Annotated in this window: 19 protein-coding genes; 7 read left to right on the top strand and 12 right to left on the bottom strand. The window is 59.5% G+C overall.

Annotation, left to right across the window (positions count from 1 at the left end):
• Positions 1–1,077 precede the first annotated feature (1,077 nt).
• Positions 1,078–2,421 (top strand): hypothetical protein, encoded by a 1,344-nt coding sequence (locus MA07_RS10625; protein ID WP_036350302.1) that lies wholly within the window; start codon positions 1,078–1,080, stop codon positions 2,419–2,421.
• 228 nt (positions 2,422–2,649) lie between these two features.
• Here MA07_RS10625 and MA07_RS27750 read toward each other — a convergent pair whose 3' ends face one another.
• Both MA07_RS27750 and MA07_RS10615 read right to left on the bottom strand, forming a co-directional pair.
• Complete coding sequence (locus MA07_RS27750; protein WP_200879352.1) at positions 2,650–3,162, bottom strand: hypothetical protein; 513 nt, start codon at positions 3,160–3,162, stop codon at positions 2,650–2,652.
• Positions 3,155–4,123, bottom strand: coding sequence for a hypothetical protein (locus tag MA07_RS10615; protein WP_152568820.1), 969 nt, complete (start codon positions 4,121–4,123; stop codon positions 3,155–3,157). The genes MA07_RS27750 and MA07_RS10615 overlap by 8 nt, the downstream gene beginning before the upstream one ends.
• A gap of 325 nt (positions 4,124–4,448) precedes the next feature.
• On the opposite strand from MA07_RS10615, the gene MA07_RS10610 reads away from it, so the two are divergent.
• On the top strand, positions 4,449–4,646 hold the full coding sequence (locus tag MA07_RS10610) for a hypothetical protein (RefSeq protein WP_036350297.1): 198 nt from the start codon (positions 4,449–4,451) through the stop codon (positions 4,644–4,646).
• A 343-nt stretch (positions 4,647–4,989) separates the two neighbouring features.
• Here the strand turns inward: MA07_RS10610 and MA07_RS30835 are convergent, their stop codons facing one another.
• Positions 4,990–5,298 (bottom strand): hypothetical protein, encoded by a 309-nt coding sequence (locus tag MA07_RS30835; RefSeq protein WP_244445224.1) that lies wholly within the window; start codon positions 5,296–5,298, stop codon positions 4,990–4,992.
• A 75-nt stretch (positions 5,299–5,373) separates the two neighbouring features.
• Positions 5,374–5,628: a hypothetical protein gene (locus MA07_RS30830; protein ID WP_036350294.1), complete on the bottom strand. Its 255-nt coding sequence runs from the start codon at positions 5,626–5,628 to the stop codon at positions 5,374–5,376.
• 224 nt (positions 5,629–5,852) lie between these two features.
• On the opposite strand from MA07_RS30830, the gene MA07_RS10595 reads away from it, so the two are divergent.
• Positions 5,853–6,128, top strand: a complete 276-nt coding sequence (locus MA07_RS10595; RefSeq protein ID WP_036350292.1) for a hypothetical protein — start codon at positions 5,853–5,855, stop codon at positions 6,126–6,128.
• Here MA07_RS10595 and MA07_RS10590 read toward each other — a convergent pair.
• A complete protein-coding gene (locus MA07_RS10590; protein WP_036350290.1) occupies positions 6,109–6,414 on the bottom strand; it encodes a hypothetical protein in 306 nt (101 codons plus the stop codon). The genes MA07_RS10595 and MA07_RS10590 overlap by 20 nt on opposite strands.
• A gap of 222 nt (positions 6,415–6,636) precedes the next feature.
• Here MA07_RS10590 and MA07_RS10585 point away from each other — a divergent pair, with 222 nt between their 5' ends.
• Complete coding sequence (locus MA07_RS10585) at positions 6,637–6,840, top strand: hypothetical protein (RefSeq protein ID WP_036350288.1); 204 nt, start codon at positions 6,637–6,639, stop codon at positions 6,838–6,840.
• A gap of 30 nt (positions 6,841–6,870) precedes the next feature.
• On the opposite strand, the gene MA07_RS10580 is transcribed toward MA07_RS10585, so the two are convergent.
• The 6 genes from MA07_RS10580 to MA07_RS27745 form a co-directional block, all read right to left on the bottom strand.
• Positions 6,871–7,122: a WGR domain-containing protein gene (locus MA07_RS10580; protein WP_036350493.1), complete on the bottom strand. Its 252-nt coding sequence runs from the start codon at positions 7,120–7,122 to the stop codon at positions 6,871–6,873.
• A 153-nt stretch (positions 7,123–7,275) separates the two neighbouring features.
• A complete protein-coding gene (repC, locus tag MA07_RS10575) occupies positions 7,276–8,430 on the bottom strand; it encodes a plasmid replication protein RepC (protein WP_036350491.1) in 1,155 nt (384 codons plus the stop codon).
• An 842-nt stretch (positions 8,431–9,272) separates the two neighbouring features.
• A complete protein-coding gene (locus MA07_RS10565; protein WP_036350283.1) occupies positions 9,273–9,749 on the bottom strand; it encodes a transposase in 477 nt (158 codons plus the stop codon).
• A gap of 27 nt (positions 9,750–9,776) precedes the next feature.
• Positions 9,777–10,478 carry an IS6 family transposase gene (locus tag MA07_RS10560; protein WP_036350281.1) on the bottom strand — a complete coding sequence of 234 codons (702 nt, stop codon included), beginning with the start codon at positions 10,476–10,478 and terminating at the stop codon, positions 9,777–9,779.
• A gap of 448 nt (positions 10,479–10,926) precedes the next feature.
• Positions 10,927–13,107 carry an adenylate/guanylate cyclase domain-containing protein gene (locus MA07_RS10555; RefSeq protein WP_052003050.1) on the bottom strand — a complete coding sequence of 727 codons (2,181 nt, stop codon included), beginning with the start codon at positions 13,105–13,107 and terminating at the stop codon, positions 10,927–10,929.
• Positions 13,108–13,244: 137 nt separating this feature from the next.
• Entirely contained in the window at positions 13,245–15,953 is a 2,709-nt protein-coding gene (locus MA07_RS27745) for a cadherin-like domain-containing protein (protein ID WP_160195423.1), read from the bottom strand.
• Between the two features lie 406 nt (positions 15,954–16,359).
• Here MA07_RS27745 and MA07_RS10545 point away from each other — a divergent pair, with 406 nt between their 5' ends.
• From MA07_RS10545 to MA07_RS27735, 3 genes are all read left to right on the top strand, one after another.
• The gene (locus MA07_RS10545) at positions 16,360–16,983 is read left to right on the top strand and encodes a short chain dehydrogenase (protein WP_036350277.1); all 624 of its coding nucleotides are present in this window, start codon (positions 16,360–16,362) and stop codon (positions 16,981–16,983) included.
• A 667-nt stretch (positions 16,984–17,650) separates the two neighbouring features.
• Complete coding sequence (locus tag MA07_RS27740; protein WP_160195422.1) at positions 17,651–18,505, top strand: metallophosphoesterase; 855 nt, start codon at positions 17,651–17,653, stop codon at positions 18,503–18,505.
• Positions 18,506–18,512: 7 nt separating this feature from the next.
• Positions 18,513–19,349, top strand: coding sequence for a hypothetical protein (locus MA07_RS27735; RefSeq protein WP_052003047.1), 837 nt, complete (start codon positions 18,513–18,515; stop codon positions 19,347–19,349).
• A gap of 273 nt (positions 19,350–19,622) precedes the next feature.
• Here MA07_RS27735 and MA07_RS10535 read toward each other — a convergent pair whose 3' ends face one another.
• Entirely contained in the window at positions 19,623–21,464 is a 1,842-nt protein-coding gene (locus MA07_RS10535) for a glycoside hydrolase family 15 protein (RefSeq protein ID WP_036350275.1), read from the bottom strand.
• Between the last annotated feature and the right edge of the window lies 1 nt (position 21,465).

Raw genomic sequence — 21,465 nt, 5'->3', positions numbered from 1 at the left:
CAGAAGATATCGGGAAGTTCCGGCCAACACCGGGCTGACGCGAACGACGGATGCCGGAGCGGTCATATTTTTTGTGCCTCATTGCAGCAATCCCCGCTTCGATCTAGGGCTAGACCCGAATACGCGGCGCGGCGCCAGTGATTGCACCCATGGGGTGGCTGTGGGGGAGCCGGGGCAAAGCCCAAGCCTGCAACCCGAACCAGGGACAGTCCCGCCCCTGAAGATTGGTGTAGACCGGTGGCGCAATCGGGCCCAGATCCTAAGGATAAAATTCCTGCATAAGGTTTACAGTATTGAGCCTCGGACGATCCCGAATAAAAATTCCTATATATGCAACTTGGTTGCTGCGTCGGATCTACGGTATTGAGCCTCCAACCCGATGCACAAAATTTGAGGAATTAAGCCCGGCAGGCTGCGCAACATAGTTGCTGCGTCGCGGGTGAGGTATTGAGCCTCCAACCCGACCCACAAAATTTGCGGTATTGAGCCTCCTGCACCGCTTGCCGCTCCCCCGGCTCCGAAACCCTTCTAAACGCATCGAAGCCGCTCCTTGGCCTCCGCAGGGCCCCTGCTGAGCCAGTTCGCGGACAGTCTGAGGTATTGAGCCTCCTGCTTTCGGACCTCGTGCGCCTTGTCCAGGAGTTCCATGCCAAGCAGTGTGAGAATTTCAATGTCCATGATTTTCTCATGCGCCTCCGCCTTTGTTTCCGGTCGACGAAAGAGTTGACGGGTGTCGACGATGTGCAAATCAGCGGGCGCAGATTTTCTCATCGTCGATGATTCCCTCGATGCGCGTTGTGGAAGGATATGCGAGAATCTGACGACTCAGATTTGCATTTCACCTAAATGACCATGGTCAAAAGATCCGATGCAAAATTCCAACGCCTTATTTTCTCACTGTGGATTTAGCTCACCTGAGCGATGTGCGAAAATTGACGGGTTGTTGCCGAAACTTTATCCTGTCAGCAAGAAACAAGTTCAGGCGCTGAGCACAGTGCCACTGCTCGTCGAGAGCATGAATCGGGTGGGGGTTTGATGGCTTGCCTTGTGACTTACGAGTGGGGCTCTGAGCGTCCCATGGACCGCCGGCGCCGGTTTGAAACGACGGTGATCAAGAACATCAAGGCCAGCATTGCCGACATTGAGCGCAGCTACCAGGAGGAGATGGCAGGGGCTCTGGCAGCGTTGCGCAACGCCGAGCTGGAGATCCAGAAGATCGACTACCTGACGCCAAACGGGCGGTATGATCGCAGCCGTGAGGCGGATCTGGCGAGCAAAGGCCTTGTTACCACGTCCTCTGAAGTGCCGGCCAAGCGCGGTCCTGGCCGGCCCCGTAAATATCAGCCGGGTGATCCGCGCCCTCCGCGGAAATCCCGTGCGAAGGTCCGTCCGCTTTCTGCCCACCGGGTTTCGAGCGCGGAAAGCGGTTCTGCGAAGCCGAGGACGTCGGGTTCCACCCGTCGGCCTTCTTCGCGCATGACATCCGGCACGGTTTCTCCCGTGACGGCGGCGCTGGCACGGGTTCCGACACCGGCTCCCAAGGCTGCGCCGCAGGTTGCAGCCGCTCTGCTGGAATCGACGATGTCAGGCGGCCACGGCGTGGATACCATTCAGATCGAGACGCCGGAGAAGGCGCTCGAGATCAGGCCGGTTGAGCAGCGTAGGGTGCAGGTCACCATAGTCGAGAACGATCCTGAGTATGAAGCCGAGTTGGCCGAGCAGGCGGCTCACGAGAAGGCGCTTTGGGATGCCTTGAACGAGCCGGGCGAGGAAATCCCGCCGGAGGGATTGCCGCGCAAGAAGACGAAGTTTTCTATGAACTACGACTTCTCCGATGCCATGGATAAGGAAAAGACCGATCCGGCGGTTCTGGCCCTGTTCCCTCACTTCGGTTTCGCCACGACTGAGCCGAGTGAGTCGATGTCAAAAGAGGACTTGAGGCGCTGGCTATTCGCTACTCGATATAGTGACGAGCCAAATGATGAGGCTCGGACTAGGCGCTTCAACGATGCTCTTCGTATCCGCAGAGATATTCCCGGGGTGTACAATGCAGTTAAGCATCGTCTGGATCCCCTTATCCAGCGTGAGCGGGATCGGATCATGGTCTGGCATACAGTCCATCTGCGGGTGATCAACGCTGAGCAGTACAGCGCTTCTGCTGCCAAGGGCGAAATGGACCAGGATCTCGCCTTCATGTGGATGGCCCATCGGGACTACATCGCCCTGGGCAACCTGACCGACAGCGAGCATCTCGTCTGGCGGGAGATCGTGGACGCGATGGAATGGCCGAAGGGCTTCTCGCGGATCGATCTCGCTCTGTGGGCCGAGCAGGATCCCAGCGTGGTTCCGGATGTCCGGTCCTGGGCCGGAGAGCCGAAGAACTTCCCTGAGCGTCTTCGTTTCAGGCCCTTCCCTCCCTAAGATTTGAGGGAGCAGCCATCAAGAAAGGCGGCCGTCGCGAGACGAGCCGCCTCTTCGTGTGAGTGGGTTCGGCTGCGGCCTTCACCACCGCCTCCGGGTGTTTCCGGAGAAGGCGGTGGGCGTCGTTCCACATGCAGCCGGGCCCATGGAGGAACGCGATGGCGACACCAAGCGGCAGGGCTTGGCGATCCTGGCAGATCCGTAAACAGCCTGCCGGTGATTGGCCGATCAGCCCTGCCCTGCCCGCGCGGTGCTCGGCTTCTTCCAGGGCACATAGGAGACATAGGCCAGGCGGAGGAACAGCAGCGTCAGGGTCCTCTGCACCGCGATCTGCATTGCCTGCGGCTCTCCGGTGGCCGGATCGTACAGAAGCAGACAGCTCTGGCCCGACTGCTCCTCGCGCGTCTCAGCCCACATCAGCTCGATCCCGATCTGACCAGGCGTGTGGGTCACCCCATAGCCGCCGATCCGGTGAGCCGACGGAGCATTCCACGACACCTGCTTCTCCCTGCTCTCCCCGTCCAGCTCGACATCGCCGATCCCGGCGGCCTGCCCGCGCAAGCCCGGGCCCCGGCTCTTGAACACGCCGGTGAACGAAAAGCGTCGGCGCGGCGCCACCGGGATCAGCCCGATCAGCCGAACGGCGTCGTCACGCGCGAAGGTCTCGCCGTCCTCAACGAGCCGGTCGAGGAGGGTATGAGCCTCGAGCCGGGCCGCCACGTCGAGGTCTACCCTACTCATCGCCCGAGCCCTCCTGACCGGCCGAGCCCGGTGACGATTGTGGCTCCTTCTGAACCGACCGGTCCACCGGCACGACCAAGATGCCGTCATCGCCAAGCACCAGCCGGACGGTCTCGGCACCCTCAGCCTTGGCGCGGACAAGATCCGCATCGAGGCGATCTCTCAACCGCTTCTCCCCCTTCGCATAAGCCCCGATCGCCGGCTCCAACACATCGGTGACGATGCGCGCATCAATGCCGCCGTCCGCCAGCTCCAGGCCCTGCGAGCGGGCCTGTTCTGCGAGATCCCGGCAGTATTCCCGTATCAGCTCGCCCGTCGTGTGGCTCTTCAGGCCGATCACCGCATCGATGCTGCGCAACACAGGGATCGGAAAGCCCGCATCGGCGAGCAGCTTCACGGCCGCCACATGCAGCCGGTCCGGATCGGTCTCCTGGCGGGCCAGCTGGCCCACCGCCCCCTGCCCCAGCTCGGTGGTCAGGACGAAGATGGCCCCGGTTGTCGCCACCTCCGTGCCGGATGGCTCCACCAGACGATCGCTGGTCCAGGCGGCCTGGAGGCGGCTGAGGACGGTCGGATGCGCCTGCTCGACGGCCTTGAGAGCCACGATGGCGCGAGGGTGGTCGGTCAGGCTCTGCTGCAGCGACAGCCAGGCGGGCACGCCGGGATTGAGCCCGAAGATGAGCGCGTCTTCCTCGCCCCAGGGCGGGGAGAGGTCATACTGGTGGATCGGGACATCCAGCGCGTCAGCCAGCACCTCCACAAGGTCGGCCTTGGTTCCGGACCGATCCGGCCCGGCGAGCAGCAGGACCGCCAGCGGGCGGTGGTCGGAGCGGGTCTCGAGGCGGCGGGACAGTTCGGCCGCGAGCGCATCGATGGCGGCATCCTGCCCGAAGATGCTGTCCTTGGCTTTGGCCCGGAACGAGTGCATGCGGGCTTCAAGGGTATTCTCACCAGGGGTCATAGAGTTCATTTCGTCTGAGGTGTGATGGAGGAAGAGCCCGGGCTTGTTGGGAATGAACGCCCTGGGCTCAGGATGATGAGGTCGGATTGTGCCGTGCCGCGCCCGTCTGTGGCGCCTCACCTAAAGCTGTCCTTTTTGGGATTTATCTTGTTCCCTGCCTCACCCACCCAAACACTCAGAATCGTCACTCCTCGGGATTGTCTTTCCGGGATGATGACCCCTCCCCCGGCTTTTCCAGGCAGCACCCCCTGCCAACCGTCAGGCATGCTGCAAGAAATCTTCTGCCCCACGAGGAGGGCAGGCGCTCTCCGGCGTCTCTCAGGGAATGAGCGAGATCGCCGTTGAAGGTGATGAGCAACACAGTCGGCGATCTCTGCACCGCGATGCGCATCTCGTCTGGCTCTCCGCAGTGGACATTGTAAATGAGACAGCAGCTCTGGCCGACCCGGACATCGGCCTACATCAGGCCGATGTCCAGCTGATCGGGCGAGTGGGCTACCACATAGCCGCCGATCCTGAGTGAGGCCAGCACGCGACTTCCGTTAATCCAACTGAACGTGCAAAGATGTCCGTTATGCAAGAGCCAGACCTCAGACAACGGACGAACCTGCTCAAGATTGGAATGCGGCAGTGTCGCTACATCGTCTCCGACGATCCCCGTCGTGCCATCTGCTGCGGAGCCCCGACGCCGGAGGGATCGAGTTGGTGCGACTGGCACCGGAGGCTCGTCTACGTCCCGGCGCAACCCGTCAGAATTCGGCGTGATGCACTGGCGTCGTAGGCGAGCAATTCACAACGAGCCTTCCGAGATCTGGTCAGGGCGAGGGAGAGCTCACTCCAACGTGCGCCACCGCATCTTGTGCCGGTCACAAATCCAGCCCGGAGACCGCGCCGTCACGGGCCACGAGGGCGATGCGGATGCCGGCTCGCCTGACGAGTGGACGGCTTCGCCAAGTCTCCGCGAGATTGCGGAAGACAGGTGTGTCCGGAACCGCTGTGACCACGATGTCATCGGCAGAGACATTAAACAACAGCGCCTGCCCGAGTGCGGCGGTGAGCAATGCATATTCCGGACCTCCAGGCTTTCGGACCAGTGGACCCTTCTTGCATTGGGCGACGACGCGGCGGCCATCGATTGTGGCGACTACGTCGCCCTCACCTGGTCGCGAGTGCACCCGGATGGTCTTGTCGTTGCGTCGGTAAGCGCCAGTTCGCGCGCTCCGGCCGACCTGCGTCTCCCTGATCTGCTCCTAGCCGATCCCAGCCATGAAACAGCCGATGCCGAACACAGTCGCATCGCCGACCTTGATGCTGGTTCCATCAATCGCAACACTTGCCATCGCTCCCGAATGAGGAAGCGACAGGATGAAGTCGGCCAGGCGCAGGGCCACTTCGGCCTCTGACATACGGTCGGCCTGGAGGCCGAGTTCAAGCGAATCCTTATCCCTCACAATGTTGAGCCAAGTGTTGGTATCTGCCCATCCCTCACGTAAGCCGTCATCCATCTGTATCTACATCCGCGCAGTTGTTGACTGATTACCACGACCGTAGAGAATCCTGATCAGCGCAGCTGCCTATCGTATTGGCTAAGCTTACTCAGCACTGTTGTCGAAATACGACACGCCCGATGTTTCTAAAATCTCGGCCTAGTGTTGACACTTGGTTTATGTCTAGTGCGCATTCTCGATGAGAGGTCTGCAAGAGCCTGGGAATTATTGAGGGGTGCACCATGAGCGAAAAGCAAGGTAGCGAGCGTAGATCGGTGGCCAAGCTCCGTCCCGTCAACACACCGCCCGTCGACGAGAATACAGCTTCGATGATCGACCTCCTACAGGAGCATCTGCGGCTCGCCCGCGAGGGCAAGCTGCGCTCGCTTGCCGTCGTGTCCGTATCCTCCGATGGGGCGGCTATCGGTACCCAGTGGTCATGCGATCCGAGCGATATGGCATCGCTGATCGGTAAGCTCACTGTCCTTACCCATGACCTCATGGCGGCTCGGAAATAAGCCGTCGGTCTATGGGAGCGGGCATTGTGGCGTGTGGCTCCCTCTTAGCCCCCTCAGCGCTCCTCGAGGAGTCGTCCGCCGTCGGCTCTTTGCGAGGAGGTTGAGCTACGTTCGTTGCGGCCTGCTTCTGAAGCCTGCGGTTCTTCCAGGCCTGCAACATCTCTTGCCTGAGCCCGAGTCTGGGTTTCGGAAGGTTCCGCCAAATCGTCAGCGTGAACGCCTTTCCCACAGCGAGAACGAGGGCCATGCCATAAAGGAAGATGGTCGGCGAGAAACTCTCGTCCATTGGTGTCATCCTCTCAGCGCCCGCCCGACCTTGTCAGCCGCAGAGCACTGTCCAGGCTCTGTTCACACCTGTCCAGTGATCGAAGTGCGGCTTTGTTGCTCCGAAGCTTTCTACCAAAGTCTGTCTTCCCCAACCCTGCCGGTTGCTAAGGATAGGAGGCGACGAACCGGCCTCAAGAGCTCCCATATCGGCCGGTCAGAGTTACTATCAAGAATGCCGAACATGAGACTGCTGCAGAAAGTACAGACTTACTTCCGCAAGCCCGAACAGCCAGCCGCAATCCAGCGGCAAGTAACTGCTCATGACGAGCAAACTGGCAGCTCACGTTCAAAGCGCGCTCAAATCAGGGATGTGCTGCGCCAGTACGAAAGAGGCAGTCTCAAGGAAGCTGAAGCTGTCGACGAGTTGCTCAAGATCCTACGCTGAGCATAATCCAAGCTTCTCTATCCTGCTTCCCTACCCGCTTCGCAGCAGATTGGCCCGTCGGCGCTTTTGCTGGAGCCAAGTCTCGAGCGCTTCCACGGCGCATGCCTGGTTTTCGTAGAGCTCGACTCTTCGTTGCCTAGGTCGGCCAATCCGGCCCCACTCGCGGATCAGGGTCGCATCCCCAAACAGGCTCGGCTCAATCGACAGGACATAGTAGCGTGCCATGTTGCAGCTTGGATCGCACCTGTGCAGGACCAGATATTGGATCGTCTCTTGAGCCATGCGCCAGTGTCGCGCTGGCACCTGGACGAGGTCCAATCAAAGTCCTGAATCGATAGAGCATGAACGATTCACATCCGTGATGCACCCTGCTACTGCCGCTCTCTGACCCCAGGCACGCTGGCCAGTCGCTATCTCACTGCGCATGGTCCCTCCTCATGACATTCGTCGCCTCCTCATGGCCAGGAGTTCTACGGCAAGATCGATTTTCCCGGATTTCACCATGCGCGTGAGGGCACGGAAGTAGCCGCCCGGGTTCTTGATGCGGCTGTCGCCGCCGTTTCTGGCTGCGTCGTCCTCGTAGAGCTGCAGGACGTAGATCACCGCAATAGCAGCTCTGACTGTGCCAAGGCCCTCCACGGCCTCTGCCCAGGCGCTTTCGTTGGCGCCAAGGGACGCGCGGAGGTAGCGACCAGCGGCAACGATGTCCGCTAGATCCCGCACCGGTTGGCCGTAATTGCTGACGGTGGGGCAAGCCTCAAGGATCAATTCCGGTGATAGGTGCTCCGGCATTTGTTCGCTATGACGAACCGCCTCAGCTTTCTTCGGAAAGCCCTTGTTACAAGACTCACTAGGGGATCCTTTGTTGTCATTAATGTGGAGGACTCCGAGTCCGGCTTTGCCCGCTTCATAGAAGAACTCTTCAACATCAGTTCTCAACAGCTGCCAGGCATACAGTACATCGGCTGGAAGCGTGATCCTCGACCTTGCCGGCGTGCGGGTCTGGAGGGCTTTCAACCGGGTCTCGAACTCGGAGCGATCCACATCCGGGAAATGCTCGGACAAGGCACTCAGGGCCTCCTCGGCCGCGCGTCTGCAGATCGTGACCTCATCGAAAGCCCGTTTTTGGACTTCCCGGAGCTGCTTCTGCTCCATGAGCACCACCGCCCAGTCGCCCCGGCGGGCATAGACTGGGGTTAGATCGAACCCGAACGCATCGACCACCTGCCCGGCCAAGTCCTTGACGGCATAACGCTTGCCGTTGGGCGAGTCCTTCGGCGCGATCAGCTGCAGGTCGATGAACTGGCGCAGGATGCGCCGGATGGCCCGCTCGGTTAAGCCGGTGCGGCTCATGAGATAGTCATTGGACGGCCAGACCAGCAGCCGCTCCCACTCCTGCTCGCCCCAGCAGGCCACGAGCTCGGAGAGAACCGCCCGTTGGGCCGGCCTCAGGTCGAGCGCCTTGCCGGCTTCCCGCGCAGCCGCCGAGAGTTCTTTTCGTGTGACTGTGCGCCCATCTTCGAGCGCAAGCTTCCTTGCGGCCAGAGCGACATGTCTCAGCCGCCGGCCTCCTGACGATGCCAGTTGCATCGTACCCTCCATGTTGAGGGCAAAGCGGGAGTGTTCACCGAAACCGATGCTCTTGACATTCAGCTTGTCGGGATGGCATAAAGACGTTGTCACACAATCTTTGCACACCCCTCGCGGTGGTCTCCAAAGGCCCTCGAAGTTTCCAGCTTCGTGGGCCTTTTGCTTTGCCTAGTTTACGTCACGGTCTTCAGCTCCTTACGGACAAAGGCTGCTTCGAGAGCGCAGGCGATAGCTTCCTGACGCGATTTGCAGTGGCCTCTCTCGACAGCCTCATCGATCGCATCCCCCGCTGGCTTGGAAATCCAGACATTCATCTCGCTGTCCCCCCGCTCCCTGCGGAGGTTCCGTAGACGTTTGACCCGAAGGCTCCTGGATAAGTCAGCCATGGAAAGCTACCCTATTCACCCGATAGCGTTTCGAGTGTTGCCCGCTTCTGAGTTGGCTGTGGAGTCGGAGCGCAAGAATCCATTCACAATAAATGGATTCTCCGTTGGAAAACTCCTTCAGGCAGAATCAATTAGCGCAAAATGCCCAATCAATTCGCAAGTAAAGGCTAGGTCCCGGGCGACTCGAAGTTACGCACTTGATTCGCAGTGCCGTAGTATTCGCCCTGATGATCGATTCGCGATCTGCTACGATGACTCGAGGATGAAACCCCTCAACGGTTAATGACTATTAACCGAGCCGCCACAGCTCTTAGATATTTGAGGCAGATTCTAGAAGGCTCTAGCGATGGAGCGTCGGAGTATGTCATCGGCACCCGCTCTGCGACTAGCGTTGATCAGGGCTGTGTTGCACAGATCGATTGGTGAACGCACTGAGCCCACCCCCCTGCCTGTGGTTTAGGCGATGCGGACGGACTTCGGGCGTCCAAGCTTGAGCATGCGGTTCAAGACTTTGACGGCGATGGCCGTCTCAGTTCTACGGCGTTGATCCGTCCGTGAACGCAAGGCGTTACCGATCACCCGTTTGAGCCGGCTGATGGCAGCCTCCACCAGGGCTCGTCGCGTATACCCGGACCTCTTCTGCCAACCCATGCGTCCATGCTCCGCGATGCTTTGGAGATGCCGATCGCGCTGGGTAGGAGTTCTCTCCGCCGTCTCAGTCAGCACGGCCGTTGATGGTGGAGGAACGATCACGTCAGCATCAGGATGGCGCTCGCCAATGGTGCCGTAGATGCCAGCTTGGTCGTAGGCTCCATCGCCGATGAAAGAGGCAAGTGGGCCTGTGATCTGGTCGAGCATGGGCTCAATCTGCGAGCCATCATCAACATCGCTGGTCGTCAACGGTGGTGTCAGGTTAACTGCCGACAGGCGCATGTAGGCCGATTTGATTGTCGGAGAGGCTCAAGCAGAAATGTTGGCTGCAGCTTCCCATCCCGCCATCGCGTTGAGGCGGTGCAGGTGGGTGGCAGCGGCAGAGCGGCGGGAGCGGGTTGGAGCGAAAAGATTGCGGACGGCAGAGAACACGCAGACGAACCGCTGCAGGTACCTGGGCGATCGAAAGCCTTGCATCACCCGCTCTCGCCGACGGAACGGCAGATGCGAATTCTCCGCTCGGTTATTCAGCCCTTTGTGCGAGCGGTGTTCGACTGCCGGCATGACTTGGCGTTGGGCGGCTGCGTAGGAGCCGAGCTTGTCGGTGATCATGCGCCGGGGTGGGCAGCCCTGTTTCTTCAAGAGGCGGGTCAGCAAGCGTTTCGCCGCTTTAGTGTCGCGTCGGCTCTGGAGGATTTCGTCGAGCACATAGCCATCCTGATCAACCGCCCGCCAGAGCCAATGCTTCTGACCCGAGATCGTGACCACGACTTCGTCGAGATGACCGATGTCACGACGGCTTGGCGGCTTGCGCCTGAGGCGGCGAGCGTAAGCCGGCCCGAACTTCAGCGCCCATCGGCGGACGGTCTCGTAAGAGACGAGGATGCCGCGCTCGAGCAACATCTCCTCAACCAGCCGCAGGCTCAGCGGGAACCGGAAGTACAACCAGACCGCATGGGCGATGATCTCTGGTGGGAAGCGATGGCGCTTGTAGCTGACAGACTTGCTCATGTCAGCCAGTCTACCCGCCTCGCGGTCATGCCCGAGTTAACGTGACAGCACCGTCGGCATTCCGGTCACCGCCCCCCTCAATGAACTCGGCTCGCAGCATGGAACCAACCACGGATGTGCCGTTAGGAAAACCTTGGATTGGTTCCGCTGTGGCCCGGGTATCGCTTCATCGGGTAAATTGCAGGTCTCCTTCGGGTCAGGCACTGAACTACGCTCACTGGCAGGAACGTCTGGTGCTCCGATTCGAAGCGGACCAAGCGCTCAGGTCTCAGGAGTGCCAGGAGCCGACCTTAGTGCTCCTGCAGTTAGGGCGGAAAGCTTAGGCCAGGTTGATAAGCTTATCCATCCACCATTCACCTACTGCGACTTATTCACGGGCTAGGATAGCATTTATTCCGCCGGCAGACGACCAGTGTTGGTTCGATCATTGCAAGAAGCCGCAGCTACGTTAGCTCGATGAGACCGGAGTCTCGATGAGGTGGCGGATGCGTTCAATGTAAAGCTCGTAGTAATCATCGAGACCGAATTTCTTGCCTAACTCCCGACAGAAAAGAATCATCTCAAGCGCCTGCGACCACTCCCGGCAACGATAGGCGGTCAGCATGATGCCGTTCCGTTCGTTCAACTCCGAGAAGTCACGGCTCGTAGCCACATCGGCGCGCCCTAGGACAGTGAAGATCCTCTCCGGCTCCCGCTTTCCTCTGACCTGCAAATGGTCGATTTCGAGAACGGCGAACTGGGTCAGAACTGCCTGCGCGGTCCGCTCACCGATGATGATGGGAACACCGTAGTGCTTTGTCATTCCCTCGAGGCGGGACGCCAGATTGACCGTGTCCCCCAGGGCCGAGTAGTTGAAGTGCAGATCGGACCCAAAGTTGCCGACGGCACAGAGGCCGGTATTGAGGCCAATTCCGATCCTGAGTGGTGAAACCGGCTGATCGGCTTCACGCTGGCGTTGTTCGTTCAGCACTTTGAGACTGTCCAGCATCGCGAACGCGGCCTCACACGCATTCATCTCATGACGTGGATCGGCGAGCGGGGCGTTCCAGAACGCCATGATGGCGTCGCCCATGTATTTGTCGATCGTCCCGCGGCGCTCCATGATGTCCTTGGTCAGCGGGGTGAAAAGCCGATTGATCAGGGTCGTCAGTCCCTGTGGATCGTCCTTGTATAACTCGGAAATTGCCGTGAAGCCGCGAACGTCCGAGAAGAGCACGGTCAGCACACGCAGCTCTCCGCCAAGGGTCAGTTTCTCGGGTGATTGTGCCAGCTGCTCAACTAAGTCGGGTGAGAGATACTGGCTGAACGCCGATCTGATTCGGTAGCGGTCCGCGGACACGGTCACGTAGTTCGTGAAGACCAGAGCCGCGTAAACCACAAGGCTTGAGATCAGCGGGAAGGTGTAGTCGATCAGCAGATTAAGGAAAGAGAAGCAGTACCAAGACACGCCCAGGGTCACAGCGGCAGTGGTGCCTCCGAGCACAAAAAGGGTTCCGGCATTCACCCTGGGTACCAGTGCGACCAGGGACAGGCTCAGAAGCGTAGCGAGCAGGATCTCGATAAAGGCCGTGTAAGTCGGCCGGCTCAGGGTCGATCCCGTGAGGGCACCCTCTAAGAGTTGGGCATGCAACTCCACCCCTGGCAATGCCGGGTGGACTGGAGTGACCTTGAGATCCAGAAGGCCGGCGGCGGAGGTCCCGATCAACACCATCTTACCCGCGACCCGGTCAGCGGGCACCCTGCCCTGCAGGAGATCGATAGCGGAAACATATCTGCCCGGGTTGAGCGAAGAAAAATGAATCCAGACCCGGCCTTTGCCGTCCGTGGGGATTTCACGATCATCAACACCGACGCTCCGGACACCGCTGGCATCCGTCTTGATCAGAATGGCGCCCGATCCGGTAGCGACCCGCAGCATCTCAAGGGAAAGTGACGGAACGACGGTGCCATCCGCGACTGCCACGACTGGGACACGGCGGACAATGCCGTCCTGTTCAGGAATGATTGAAAAAATTCCCTGGCCCTGAGCAGCCTCGTCAAGAATTGGGAGGTTGCGCAGGAGATGGGGAAAGTCGACCAGGAAAGGGCGCGGGTCCGGACCGAGGATCGCGATGCCCGTCTGGATGGCCGACCGAGCAATTGGCGCCGTGCCCGAGACGCGATATCCCGACTGCCCGAGAACCACCTTCGACGTTCGAATGGCTTCGGCGAAGACAGCGTCATTACCGGGCAGGCGCCGGAGCTTCTCCCGGGTTGCGTTGTCAAGCCCCTGAAATGTCTCAGCCGCCACCTCTGGTGAGCTTCGGTCCGGTTCAGGAAAAAGGACATCGAAGCCAATGACCGTGCCGCCTCGCTCGACGATCTTCGAGAGCATCTCGCCCATGACCGTACGTGGCCAGGGCCATTGTCCCAGAGCCCGCAGGCTCGTCTCGTCAATATCCACGATGGTGACAAGGTCCTGGCGCGCGGCACGCGGATGCATCAGCTGGTATATATCAAACGACCTCTGGCGAAGAGCTTCGATGGGTCCAGGATCCCAGATCCGCAAGGCGAGCAGTCCGACCAGAAGCAGGAGGCCAACAATCCGTCCAATCCCGAAGCGGCGTATCTTTTTCGGGAGAACGGTCACAGCCGTCGCTCCGCTGGGGCGTAGGCATATGCCACAATGATCTTCTCGCCTTGGCAGCCGCTATGTGGACGCGTCTCCCATCGGGCCAGACCATCAGGAAAGGGATCGGACAGGATCATTGGTCGATGCATGACCCCTCACAGGATCAGGTCTGTGGAACGGGGCAAAGCGCCTGCAATAGCCAACTCCGTCGTCAGAACCTCCCCGCTCGCGAATGTGACAACAGCCGACACCGTATTCCCGTCTCCCACGAGCCGCCTCAACCCTCCAATCGACGTATCTAGCGCAAGCCCGGCGGGCGTAGAGACGAAATCCTCCGGACCGATCTCAGCGACCACCGTACCGTTCACAAAGAGGTCGATATCGGCGACCGCCCCACTTGGAACTGGTAATCCGAGGACGGAAACGTCGATCTGGTCTGGTAAGGTCAGCAGCGATGCTCCGCCCGTATTGTCGATTTCATTCATTTGGGAGAGACTCGCACCCTCGCCGACACCGAGAGCCGTGATTTTCGTGCCGTAAACGTTGTTCAGCGTCGCAAGTTCTGCATCGATCGCGCCTTGCCCCCTGCCGTCAGAAAGGAAGTACAGGAAGTTTCCCTCATCCCCCTGGTCTAAGATCTGCAGACGGTCATTGGCCGCTCGCAAGGCATTGGCGAAGTTCGTTAATCCATTGGAAGTGAGCCCTCTCAAGTAATTCGCGATCGACTCCTCCCCCTCTTGTCCGAGGCTGAACGTTTCGGCATTCACGAAGCCTCCACTCGTAGGACCAGCCGGGTCGGCGCTGCCGTTGAATGGGATGATCGTGATGGTGAGGTCGGCGGGAGAGAATCCGATTCCTTTCACGCGCTCAGTCAGAGCGATGAGGCCGGCAATTTCTGCATCCAGGATGGTATTGGCACGTCCGTCGCCGTTAAGATCTCCGACCGGTGTCCCTTCAAATCGTTCCGATGTGCTGCCCGAGATGTCAATCAGGTAGAGAATATTCATCTGCGGCTGCAAGAACGACCCAAGATTGATGGTAAGGCGAAAATTGGCAATTGCAGTCGTGGTGGCAGATGGCGCACTAATGGAGAGCGAGACAGGCTGATCATTATAGTCGAGGATGCTGCTGGTCGAGGCTGTTTGGTGAGGAGACGCGAACGTTCCGGTGCCGCGGACTTGCAGCGTGACGTTTGCAGTATCGGTTCCTCCGTTGCCGTCGGTGACTGCATAGTCGAAGGTCACTGTTGCCGTTTCACCATTGCTGAGGGCGCGGAAATCGTCGCGAGGGTCGAACACCAGCTCCCCTGACGAGTTGCGGAAGACGACACCTTCGAGCGGGCTTGTCCAGCGGATCACATTTAGTGAATCGCCGTCGGCGTCGCGGTCGTTAGCGCGCACCGCCAAGACCCTAACTCCAGCTTCGCCCACGTCGTCGATGCGGTCGCCTGCTGCAACGGGAGTATCGTTTCGGCCAGCAACAATCCACGATATCGATGCCGGAACTCGGATGTTGCCATCGATCAGCACGCTGTAATCGACCGTGACGGTCTCAGTCTCCCTGTCACCCAGTTGCTGATAGGATGGATGCGATGGATCCAGAGAGAAAGTCCGCGCGCTGTCGAGATATCTCACACCGGGAGGCAATGACGCCGGAACGATCACGAGCGGCAGAGTATCGCCAGCCAGCGTGGCCGCCTCCATTAGGCCGCTAAGCTGTGCAAGCGGTCCGTCCTCGACGGCCGAGCCACGGATCAGTATTGGATCGATTGTAAGGGATGGAAGAACAACTTCGCGAGGAGCGGCACGCTCTCGGACAACAGGTGTGACGTCGAAGGGCAACAAGTCGGGCAGATCGACTGGCTGAGGCAGGGTCACGGGAACGATCGGCTTGTCGTCGAAACCACTGCTGCCCCTGGGCTGACGGTTCTCAGTAGAATAGAACTGGAAGATGTCTCGTGCGAAATCGTTCTCGCCGCGGATGTCGTCAGCCGTCTTCGTGATCTGTGTAATGCGCGGGTCAGAGCCGGGGACCGGCGTTAAGAGCGCGGCAATGCGGGCATCCGACAGCGACGTGATCACACGGGACGGGTTGTTCTTGTCCAGGAGAGCGAACGAACCCACGGTTCCATCCGGCTCCGTCAGAAGCGAGAACTTCGTGGTTCCGCTGAATGCTGCGATCTCGGTCTGGACGGCCGTACCCCTGATCGCCATGGTGGCGACCGGGGTATCCACCTTGAGATCGCCGGACTTGGCAACCCGTCCCGCGACGAAGCCGATGACGCCCTGGACCAGGGTGAACAGCGCCGAGTTCGCATTCGAATCTGCGGTGTACACCATGTCGTTCAACACCATGCGGGCGCTGGAAGACAGGCTGAAGACTGTGCCGTCGTTGAATTTGATCGTCAGCGACGAATCCGTTCCTGTCTGTACGACGTCGCCTTTGGCGACCATATCGCCGAAGTGCAACTCGACTGGAACGCCATTCCGCAGGACGGTCGCCGACCCCGACACTTTCTCGACACGACCGATCGGCGTCCGGGTTGGCGTAGCATTGCTCGCCTGCGCATATTGGCCCGAGGAGTCAGGGCCTGCTAGCGCCTCGACGGTAGCACCTGTGAGGCTCGCACCTTCGGGCGTTGTGATGCTCAGGCGTCGCCCGTCCCGGAAATAGTCCAAGATGATTGCGGTTGTCTCATGCCTTACGAGCAGGAGATCGGCTCCGGATCTCCGGAAGTCAGCGGAGAACAGGATGTCTTTCTCGGGAAAAAGGATCGAGGGCTCGGTGTCAGCACGATCGCTCGCTGCCTCGGCAGCGTCAATCTGAATGTCGAAGACAGTAGCGCCGTCCCCAGATTGGTACACAGCTGAACCCCTTGGGTTCATGCGATGATAACCCTTTACCCCATTCTCTCCTACGGGAATGAAATCTTAGAAGTCGGGACTGCTCGTCGTGACGACTTAAGACAGCCGAAGGTCTGTTGTGGGTCACGGACGGCCCATGAACGCGGCAGTGTAGAAATCTGCTTACCCCTTAGGTCGAGACGTTCGGCCTACTTCGGCCTGGTGCCACTAGCCGACCTTTGTCCTCAGTTTCGTCTACGCTGGGCGAGTGACGTTAGCTGCCATCCTACCCTATGCACCCTGACCCTAACTGTGTCGGAGATCCACAGCCCCGGTCTATGTTGAGCCTGCCGATGGCTCCTGTTCCACTTTCTCGGCATCCCTATATCAGCCGCTGGGCAGAGTTGAACCAAGGCAGGAGGAGAGCATGAGAATCGTTGTTGTTGGGGCGACTGGCACCATCGGCCGGGCTGTTGTCGAGGCTCTGTCAGCTCGCCACGAGACCATCCCCGTCTCGCACTCGAGAGGCGAACATCAGGTGGATCTTGCCTCAAAAGAGTCGATCGAGCGCCTGTTTCAGGCCATTGGCCCATTTGACGCGCTTGTCAGCGCGGCTGGCCAAGCCGCCTTCAAGCCGCTTCAGGATCTGACTGACGAGGATTTCCAACTCAGCCTCACCAACAAGCTGATGGGTCAAGTCAACCTGGTGCGCATCGGGTTGCATCATATCAACGAGGGAGGCTCGTTTACTCTTACGAGCGGCGTTCTCGCCCGTGAGCCTATGCCCGGGAGTGCCGCCGTCAGCTTGGTGAACTCCGCCCTTGAGGGATTTGCCGGCGCTGCCGCCTTGGAGAGGCCGCGCAACATTCGCGTTAACGTGGTGAGCCCGCCCTGGGTCAGCGAGACGCTGACCGCCATGGGCATGGATCCTGCTGGCGGCATGCCGGCCGACCAAGTGGCCCAGGCCTACGTGCAGAGCGTGGAGGGCCAGGACAGCGGCAAGGTCATCGACGCTCGCACCTTCGCCCCCGCGGCGAATGCGGCGGACTAAACACCTGTATCGAAGGGCCGGTGCTCGCAGCGACCCTTCTTTACCTGAGCATTCCGCAAGTAGAGCTGCCGTAAGATGGCTCTACGTCAGCTCAGGGTCAAACTCGGCCATTCAGCTTGGCCGTGACAAGGTCTGCTCGCTGGCTATTCCTGACGTTCATTGATCCTGGCAGTGGCTTTCGGCCTGCGGGTGAGCCGATGGGATCGCGGAGGAAAAAGCTCACTCAGTTGAGATTGCTTCCCATACGCTTTCCAATCCGGTTTTCTGGGAAGCAAGGCTAAACCTAATCGGCACCTAAGTGCTTGATATAGTTTGGTGAACGCGCTGGACTCGAACCCAGGACCCTCCAATTAAAAGTCAGAGCGTCGTCTTATTCAGTCGAGTTCCGCTGCAGCATCTCTCAAGCGCTCTCACTCCGCTCCGAGGCAGAAGTCACAGCCCTGCGATCAAGGAAACTGATAGGGCTTCTACTTGGCGGCCCTGGCGGTCACTTTTGAAGAGAAACAGATTCGGCGCTGGCTCCTATCCGGGAACAATCCGACAGCTGAACCATAGTATCCAGGATCCCAAGAGCTCCAGAGTTGTGCCTAATCCCGTGCGCCCCAAGAAAGCGAAACCGAGTGTCTGTTGGTATGCTCCGCTCCAGCTTCTCCGGACCAGCCAGCAGGTGGCGATTGCAACTGTGTTTGGCCGGCATGCCGACCCGCGTCTTGTCGAGGGCATTACCCGCGATGACGGCAGCCGAAGTGGAGCACAAGGCGCCACCCCTTTCGGCCCCTACGACTACAGTAACCAGCCGGAGCCGTTCTGGATAGACTACATCAGTGACACCGGCGACGGTTGGGACGCAACTTACACGGTCGCGTACCATGCCGCCCAGGACAAACTCGCACTCTCCACCAGCGAGACGCAGGGCGATGGCACCAAGGGAGTTCAGACGGAGCGCGGGAGTATACTGATCTTCGGAGGCGATGAGGTCTACCCGGCTGCCAGCCTTGAGGCTTACGAGACGCGCTTGATCCTGCCTTTTGAGCATGCCTTTCCCAAGGGAGACGCCACCGAGTCGCTGCGATTAAGCCCCCATGTGTTTGCCGTGCCGGGAAACCATGACTGGTATGACAGTCTAGTCTCATTCACCCGCCTCTTCTGCTCCCGCGGCAGCTTTGCCGTCTGGGAGGCCCCGCAGCAGCGGAGCTACTTTGCACTCAAGCTCCCACAAGGCTGGTGGTTGATTGGAACGGATCTTCAGCTCGGCAATGACATTGATGGCCCCCAGCATGCCTTCTTCGAACAACTTGAGAAGCAGATTGGCCCGGAGGAGAGTATCATCCTCTGCCATGCTGAGCCCAACTGGATCAACGAGAAGATCTATCCGGACGAGTATGCCTACCGCTCCATTCGTGAGCTTGAGGCTCTCTTTGGCGACAGAGTCAAACTCTTCCTGGCGGGGGATTATCACCATTACTCCCGCCACGAGAATGACAGCGGGGGATTATCACCATTACTCCCGCCACGAGAATGACAATGGCGTGCAGAAGATCGTTGCGGGCGGCGGTGGCGCCTTTCTTCACCTGACGCATGGTCACGACGATAGCGTACTGGAAGACGAGGAAGGGAAAACCCGATTCTCCTGTCGTAAGAAGTTTCCGTCCCGCCAGTTCTCGTGGTGGCTTGCCTGGACGAACCTGTTCCTCTTTCCAGTCCGCAATTGGTCGTTCGGCTTCGCGACAGCCCCAGCTTATGCCGTCACAGCATCTGCGCTTATCACGCCTGACACCCAAATGAGTTCAGCGGCCCATCTTTTGTCCCAAGTGGTTCAGCGGCTGTCCTGGGAGCCGTTCTCGCTATTTTGGGTTGTCGCCGTGGCAACGGGCGTGGTGTTCTTCACCGACACCTCCAAGCTGTGGTACCGTTGGACAGCCGGGCTGATCCACGCTTTCTCTCACCTTGCCGCCGCCGTGCTGCTGGGAGGAACAATGGTAGCAATGCTGAGAGCCTGGTTGGTGGAGTTCGGGCCGGTGTGGCTCGCGTGGCAACCTCCACTGGCAGCGCTCGCGACAGCCGTGGCAGGATACATCGTAGGGCCGCTGGTGTTGGCTCTTTACCTCACCCTGTCGCTGAACTTGTTTCGTCACCATAGGGACGATGCCTCAAGCGCTCTCAGGAGCCCGCATTACAAGAACTTTCTGCGCCTTTGCATTGCTCCTTCAGGCGAGTTGACGATCTATCCCGTAGGAATTCGGCGGGCTGCGAGCAAATTCAGGCGATCCACGGGCTCGACACCTTCGCGGCTTGAGCCGGTCGATGGAACTCGACCATTTCTGATAGAAGACCCTGTCTTGATCAAACCTCAACAAGAGGCATGAGATTTCGGGAGTAGTCGATTGAGAAGCCAATACTTGTAAGGGATTGATCCCGGTCGCCAGTCGCTGACTGCGCTGGAACGATCCTGTTCCCACTGAGGAGCCACCCAGCTGGCTTTATGGTCGCTATCACATTATCCGGTATACTGCCCCAGCAATGTCACCGGTCGCATCGGCAGTGTATTAGTGATCCATCGGAACAAGGAACGGGCCTGGCATCGCCACAGGGATCATCATTAAGTCTGCTCAGTCGACCGCTTCGATCAGTCAGCCTCCTCAACCTTCCCAAGCACCGGGGCTTGTGCGCGACAGCTCGCGATCGAGATAGTATGCTGCACTGATAAGCGACAAGTGAGTGAAGCCCTGAGGGTAGTTCCCCAGATGCTCTCCGCGCGATCCGAGCTCCTCCGCGTAAAGACCAAGGTGGTTGGCATAGCTGAGCATCTTCTCGAAAAGGAAGCGCGCCTGGGCCAAATCTCCTGAGCGAGCAATAGCCTCAATGTACCAGAATGAGCACATCGTGAACGAGCCTTCCGTCCCTTCCAGCCCATCGAAAGTGCTCTCCTTGGCATTATAGCGGAACACAAGGCTGTCACGCGCCAGCTTGCGGGTAATCGCTTCAAGCGTCGACAACCATCGTGGGTCCCTCGGCGAGATGAACCGGACGAGAGGCATGATGAGAGCCGCTGCATCGACCGATGTGGCCCCGCGGTACTGCACGAAGCAACGCTGCCGGTCATCCCAAAACTCCTCGTGGACGCTGGTGTAGATCTCGTCCCTCATCCTCGCCCAGCGCTCGATGGGCGCCGGAAGAGAGCGCTTCATGGCAAGGCGGATCGCCCGGTCCACAGCCACCCAGCACATAACCCGCGAGTGCAGAAATTCCTGACGCCCGCCGCGGAACTCCCAGATACCCTCGTCAGGTTGACGCCAGTTGTCGCTGAGCCAATCGACCGTGCGTTGCACGTTGCGCCAGCCCTCATAGGAGATCGCCACGCCATACTTGTTGGCGAGATAGACCGAGTCCATCAGCTCGCCGTAGATATCAAGCTGCAGTTGGTCATAGGCTGCATTGCCGATCCGCACCGGCCGTGAGCCGGCGTATCCTGCCAAATGAGGCAGTTCGGTCTCAGGAAGCTCGTGGCGCCCGTCGATCCCGTACATGAGCTGGAGCGGACCACTGGTAGCGGATTCGCAGGCTCGCTCGTGGATCCACTTCATGTAAGCCCGTGCTTCATCCATGAAGCCCAGACGGATGAAGGCGTAGACGGTGAAGGATGCGTCCCGGATCCAGGTATAGCGATAATCCCAGTTGCGGGTGCCGCCGAGGGTCTCCGGCAGCCCAAAAGTGGGAGCCGCGATGACAGATCCGAACTCATGGCTTGTCATGAGCTTCAGGACAAGAGCGGAGCGATGGACCATCTCCTGCCAGCGACCGCGATAGGTCGAGCGCCCGATCCACCTGGTCCAGTAGTTAGCAGTCTCCTTAAAAGCAGCGGACACGAAGTCCGATGCCTCTGCGGGAGAGGACTGCCCTTCTTCGGCCTCCTCGAGGATGAAGCTTGCTGTCTGCCCACCCTCCAGCCGAAATTCGGCCATTCCGTTTCCGTTCTCAACGGTGAGCGTCGCATCCTGTGAGCGCAGCCTAATAGTGGGCTGGTCCCGAGTGTCAGGCACGAAGATTAGTCCGTGCGACGTCTCCTCAACCCGGTGCCCGGCTCTTGCATAGTCGAACCTTGGCGCAAAGCTCATACGGTAGGTCAGTTCGCCCTGCACCGTCTTGGCGCGCCGGACGAGCCGCTTGCCTGGTGTGCCGTCAAACTTGATCCACATGAAGTCGGACACCTCAGCGACGCCACCTGGCTCTAGGAAACGGGTGAGAAGAATGTTCGTGTCCGGAAGGTAGAGCTGCTTATGGTGGGCTCCGTTAAGGAGGGGATGAAGCTGGAAGTGGCCGCCCTGCTCCTGATCGAGCAGAGCCGCGAACAAAGTTGGACTGTCAAACCGAGGCCAGCAGAGGAAGTCGATCGACCCGTTCAAGCCGACAAGCGCAAGCGAGCGCAGGTCGCCGATGACGCCGTAGTTCTCGATGGGCTGAGGAACACTCGGGGATGTCACA

Source organism: Microvirga sp. BSC39, assembly GCF_000739015.1.
In the GTDB taxonomy this organism is placed as follows: domain Bacteria; phylum Pseudomonadota; class Alphaproteobacteria; order Rhizobiales; family Beijerinckiaceae; genus Microvirga.
Note: the sequence above shows the minus strand (reverse complement) of the source record. Positions and strands in the feature narration are given on the sequence as shown.

Excerpts from the sequence above, each read along its gene's own strand:
- MA07_RS10615 (WP_152568820.1), bottom strand. The coding sequence starts at position 4,123 with ATGACCCCTGGTGAGAATACCCTTGAAGCCCGCATGCACTCGTTCCGG.
- MA07_RS10580 (WP_036350493.1), bottom strand. The coding sequence starts at position 7,122 with ATGGCTCAAGAGACGATCCAATATCTGGTCCTGCACAGGTGCGATCCA.
- MA07_RS10560 (WP_036350281.1), bottom strand. The coding sequence starts at position 10,478 with ATGAGCAAGTCTGTCAGCTACAAGCGCCATCGCTTCCCACCAGAGATC.
- MA07_RS10595 (WP_036350292.1), top strand. The coding sequence starts at position 5,853 with ATGAGCGAAAAGCAAGGTAGCGAGCGTAGATCGGTGGCCAAGCTCCGT.
- MA07_RS10565 (WP_036350283.1), bottom strand. The coding sequence starts at position 9,749 with ATGCGCCTGTCGGCAGTTAACCTGACACCACCGTTGACGACCAGCGAT.
- MA07_RS10610 (WP_036350297.1), top strand. The coding sequence starts at position 4,449 with ATGAGCGAGATCGCCGTTGAAGGTGATGAGCAACACAGTCGGCGATCT.
- MA07_RS30830 (WP_036350294.1), bottom strand. The coding sequence starts at position 5,628 with ATGGATGACGGCTTACGTGAGGGATGGGCAGATACCAACACTTGGCTC.
- MA07_RS27750 (WP_200879352.1), bottom strand. The coding sequence starts at position 3,162 with ATGAGTAGGGTAGACCTCGACGTGGCGGCCCGGCTCGAGGCTCATACC.
- repC (WP_036350491.1), bottom strand. The coding sequence starts at position 8,430 with ATGCAACTGGCATCGTCAGGAGGCCGGCGGCTGAGACATGTCGCTCTG.
- MA07_RS10545 (WP_036350277.1), top strand. The coding sequence starts at position 16,360 with ATGAGAATCGTTGTTGTTGGGGCGACTGGCACCATCGGCCGGGCTGTT.
- MA07_RS10585 (WP_036350288.1), top strand. The coding sequence starts at position 6,637 with ATGAGACTGCTGCAGAAAGTACAGACTTACTTCCGCAAGCCCGAACAG.
- MA07_RS10625 (WP_036350302.1), top strand. The coding sequence starts at position 1,078 with ATGGACCGCCGGCGCCGGTTTGAAACGACGGTGATCAAGAACATCAAG.
- MA07_RS10590 (WP_036350290.1), bottom strand. The coding sequence starts at position 6,414 with ATGGACGAGAGTTTCTCGCCGACCATCTTCCTTTATGGCATGGCCCTC.